Source organism: Parafilimonas terrae (assembly GCF_900115755.1).
In the GTDB taxonomy this organism is placed as follows: Bacteria; Bacteroidota; Bacteroidia; order Chitinophagales; family Chitinophagaceae; genus Parafilimonas; species Parafilimonas terrae.
This window is the reverse complement of record NZ_FOXQ01000034.1, coordinates 1-2,311: the sequence shown is the minus strand read 5'-3', so window position 1 is coordinate 2,311 and position 2,311 is coordinate 1. Positions and strand designations below refer to the sequence as shown.

Annotated in this window: 1 protein-coding gene; it reads left to right on the top strand. The window is 33.7% G+C overall.

The window, feature by feature from the left end; genetic code table 11:
* Window positions 1-477 precede the first annotated feature (477 nt).
* Window positions 478-1,521, top strand: coding sequence for a trypsin-like peptidase domain-containing protein (locus tag BM015_RS21195; RefSeq protein WP_090663359.1), 1,044 nt, complete (start codon window positions 478-480; stop codon window positions 1,519-1,521).
* Window positions 1,522-2,311: the final 790 nt, after the last annotated feature.

Genomic DNA, 2,311 nt, shown 5'->3' with positions numbered 1-2,311 from the left:
TTCCGGCGATTTTTTTTCGTTGCCATATTTATTCTTTTTTGATGAGGGCTAAAGTTACGGATAGTGCGGAAGGCTTCCGTAGGTTTAGTTCAACAAAAGGTTTGCCGCAAGGCTGGCGGACGGAATAACAATCATCAGTTGTACTACTATCAGCTAATATCGGGCTTGACCGAATTCTATTTGGCTTTTAGTTGTTAACTTCAACATCAGTTTTTTAATCGGCTTCAGTTGCCGGGCAGACACAGCAACAATTCCAGCCCTGCGGCAAGCCTCGAACGTTACATGCAAGCGGTGCTGACAGTACGCTGCTCGACACTTGCAATTTATTCAACGACATAATTTCAATTTTTTTGTTTTTTATTGCTTGGCTTCTTCCATCCGCACATTTTAGCCCATTTGCAAGCGGCACAAAACCTTGACACAAAAGCTAACTTGCAAATCCGCTAAAAAAAATTTAGCGCGACGAAAATTATTAAAATGAAAAAAATATTATGCACCCCTCTATTGTTATGTCATTTGTTTGCTTTTACACAAACTAAAAGAAGTGCTTTAAACGATTCTTTAATTATTAATAAATGGGTTAAAGCTATTGTCAACTTAGAAGGAAGATATAGCTATAACAAGTATCAAAGTCAACTTTATGATAGTTTACGCAATCGAAAAATAAACGAAAAACAATTCGATTCTTTAATGAATATAATAAATCAACCTCCGTATTTAAATGCATGGGCTTCAGGAACTGGTATTTTTATTCAAAAAGACTCATTATATTATCTGATAACTGCGAAACATGTTTTAATAGACCCGAGTGAGAATTATAAAGACTATGTATTTAGAAAATTGTTTATTAGAGAAAATCCAACAACAACTCAAAATCATTATAAGCCAATAACTATTGACAAGTTTGGAAATACTTATTTAACAGATGATTATTCATTGGAAATTCGCGTTGTAAATGATACACATCCAAGTGGTAGAAGTTTTGCTGCAACTTCTGATTATGAAGACTTAATTATTATTTCTTTAAACGGCTGCTATAATGGAAAAGAAGTAATAAAAGGTCTTATCAATAAAGGATATAAGCCAATTGACTTACGCGACATTGACACAATTGGAAAGAATTCATCAAATGAAGAAATATATTCATTCGGGTTTCCAAAAGAATCAGAGGTTATACAAACCAAAAATTTACCAAGAGCGATGGCCAATTGGGAGTCAGACATAGAAACATTGCCTTTTGTTTCAAAAGGTAGATTTGTAAAAAACATACCGAAAACACCATTCTTTGAAGCTGAAATATTTACATATCACGGTATAAGTGGAGGTCCAATAGTCAAAAACAATAAATTAATTGGTATAACACACGGATTTGCCTTAGATACAATTTATAATAACAAAATACTAAGCGGATACTTACTTTATCACTCTCTTTTTATTAAATCATCTTTGATTATTCCTCTTTTGAGCAAGATAGAATCTTTAGAATTGTATGTTTCCCCTTCTGAAAAATTTAAGCGATAAAATTTGAAATAAAGAAAATTCGGATTGCCTACATACACTTTATTGACCGAGTCGTAATAAATTTTTTCAAATGAAACAAAGCCTTTCGTTATTCTAACAATTTTGAAATAGCCTAAAGAACTATCAACATATTGATATGTATAATCTTTAGGTAAAGAAGACTGTGCGTTTACTCCATTAAATAAAAAAAGCATAATAATTATTCTTATAGCTGTCATAACAAAATGTTTTAAGAATTAAAAAATGTATTTTTGAAATGGCTTTTAAAATTATTGGACACATCTTTTCGATTAAGCCTTCTCGCAAAAGGCTTTTTCATTTGTATTAAGCCAAACAATATTTCAAAGAACTAATTTTATTTCCTGCACACACGCCAAAAATCAGGTATCAAGGCGCACAGACCGACACGCAAAGAAGCTAACCTTTATACCCTATTTTCGGCTTGCAGACGCTTCCAAAGACACCACGCACAAAAAACAAAAACAGCATCAAGGACAATCCGCCTGCATGTAACATTCGGTTTGCTGAATATGCTGGCTGACGGAAGTTCAATCATCTGCATATCTCTATCAGCTACTATCAAGCGTGACGTAATGCTATATGGCTTTTGTTGTATATTCATCTTTTTAATCTTTAATCGGCGGCAGTTTATCGGCTGACAGTTATAAAATATCAGCACATCAGCAAGCCGTCAGCGTTACATGCAAGCGGCCTGACAGTACGCTGTTCGACAGCTTGTAGTTTTATTCGACTTTTGTTTTTCAATTTTTTTGTTTTATTGCTTGGCTTC